General features: G+C 72.3%; 1 protein-coding gene and 1 pseudogene. Both read left to right on the top strand.

All coding sequences use genetic code 11. The features are described from left to right. The first annotated feature begins 114 nt into the window (after positions 1 to 114). Positions 115 to 1,071 carry a class II fructose-bisphosphatase gene (glpX, locus tag AC2W7C_RS16960; RefSeq protein ID WP_486002429.1) on the top strand — a complete coding sequence of 319 codons (957 nt, stop codon included), beginning with the start codon at positions 115 to 117 and terminating at the stop codon, positions 1,069 to 1,071. Next, positions 1,071 to 2,274 (top strand): annotated as a pseudogene (locus tag AC2W7C_RS16955) (single-stranded-DNA-specific exonuclease RecJ); the annotation flags it as partial. The gene glpX and the pseudogene AC2W7C_RS16955, both read left to right, overlap by 1 nt.

Raw genomic sequence — 2,274 nt, 5'->3', positions numbered from 1 at the left:
GCCGCCGGTCGATCGCCGGCCCCGCGCCCCGCCGCCCGCCGAACGGCGCTGAGCCCATCCGAATCTCGCCCGGACGACAGAATCCGGGGATCATCGTCGCAGGAGAGACCGCCCATGGCCGCCACGGCCCCCTACGCTTCCACGCTCGCCGCCGACGCCGCCCGGGTGACGGAGCTGGCCGCCATCGCGTCCTACGCCGGGATCGGCCGGGGCGACGAGAAGGCCGCGGATCAGCTGGCGGTGGACGCCATGCGCACCGCGCTGAACGCCCTGGACATCGACGGCAAGATCGTCATCGGCGAGGGCGAGCGCGACGAGGCCCCGATGCTGTACATCGGCGAGAAGGTCGGGACCGGGAAGGGCCCGGCCATCGACATCGCCCTGGACCCGCTGGAAGGCACGACGCTGACGGCTAAGGCCATGGCCAATGCGCTGTGCGTTCTGGCCATGTCGCCGGGCGGCGGCATGCTGCACGCGCCCGACACCTATATGGACAAGATCGCGATCGGGCCGGGCTATGCGCCGGGCACGGTCGACCTGGACATGACGCCCCAGGACAACGTCCGCTCGCTGGCCTCGGCCAAGGGGGTGAACCCGTCCGACATCACCGTCTGCGTCATGGACCGGCCGCGCCACGCCGAGCTGATCGCCGCGCTGCGCGAGGTCGGCGCCAAGGTGGTGCTGATCACCGACGGCGACGTGGCGGGGGTGATCCACACCGCCGAGCCGGAGACCGGCATCGATCTGTACCTGGGATCGGGCGGGGCGCCCGAGGGCGTGCTGGCGGCCTCGGCGCTGAAATGCGTCGGGGGTCATTTCCAGGGCCGGCTGATCTTCCGCAACGACGACGAGCGGGCCCGCGCCAGCCGCACCGGGGTCGTCGACTTCGACCGCAAGTACGACCTGCACGAACTGGTGTCCAAGGACGCCATCTTCTCGGCGACGGGCGTGACCAAGGGCGCGATGCTGGACGGGGTGACGATGAAGGGCGGCTTCGTCTCGACCCACACGCTCGTCATGGACTCCTCGACGCGGACGGTCCAGCGCATCCGCACCATGCGTCCTCTCTGATGGCCGACGGCGGAGCCGCGCCCGCCTTCCTGGGCGTCTTCCGCTCGCTGTCCGGCCGCGCCTGGCGGCAAAGGCCCGCCGAGGCGGCGCTGATCCGCGCGCACATGCAGGCGCTCGACCTGGACGAGCCGCTGGCTCGGGCGCTGGCGGCGCGCGGGGTCGGCGCCGATCAGGGCGCGGACTTCCTGACGCCGACGCTGAAGGCGCTTTTCCCCGATCCGTCCAGCTTCACCGACATGGACGCGGCCGCCGCGGCGATCGTGGACGCCTTGCAGGCCGGATCGTCGATCCATGTCTTCGCCGACTACGACGTGGACGGGGCGTCCTCGGCGGCGCTTCTGGTGCGCTGGTTCCGGGCGATGGGCGCGGACCTGCCGATCTATGTGCCGGACCGGATCACCGAGGGGTACGGGCCGAGCGCCAGGGCGTTCGACACGCTGAAGGCGTCCGGCGCCGAGCTGGTGATCACCGTGGACTGCGGCGCGGCTGCGAACGAGGCGGTGGCGCACGCGGCCGCGATCGGGCTGAAGGTGGTGGTGATCGACCACCACATGATGCGCGAGCAGCCGCCCGAGTGCCTGGCCGTGGTCAATCCGAACCGGCCCGGCTGCAACTCGGGCCAGGGCAATCTGGCGGCGGCGGGCGTGGTGTTCGTCCTCCTGGCGGCGCTGAACCGCGAGGCGCGGGCGCGCGGGCTGTTCGAGAGCCGCGATCAGCCGGACATTCGGCGATGGCTGGATCTGGTCGCCATGGGGGCGATCTGCGATGTGACCGGCCTGACCGGCTTCAACCGGGCCCTGACCAGCTTGGGGCTGAGGGTGATGTCGGACTGGGCCAATCCCGGCCTCAAGGCCCTGCTGGCCGCGGCCGGAAGCGAGCCGGGGCCGGCCAAGGTCAATCACGCGGGCTTCATCCTGGGGCCGCGGATCAACGCGGGCGGCCGGATCGGCAAGTCCGACCTAGGCGCGCGCCTGCTGTCGACCGACGACCCGGAGGAGGCCGCCGGCCCTCGCGCAGGAACTGGACGCCCTGAACCTGGCGCGGCGCGAGGTCGAGCGGCAGGTGACCGAAGAGGCGATCCGCCGGGTCGAGGCGCCGGGGCTCACGCGGACGGCTCCGCGGTGGTGGTGATCGAGGGCGAGGACTGGCACCCCGGCGTGGTCGGGGATCGCCGCGGGGGCGGGTTGCGCGAGCGCTGGCGCA

Source organism: Brevundimonas sp. CURTG3B2_SDJG, from assembly GCF_057364705.1.
This window is presented reverse-complemented; position numbering and strand designations above follow the sequence as displayed.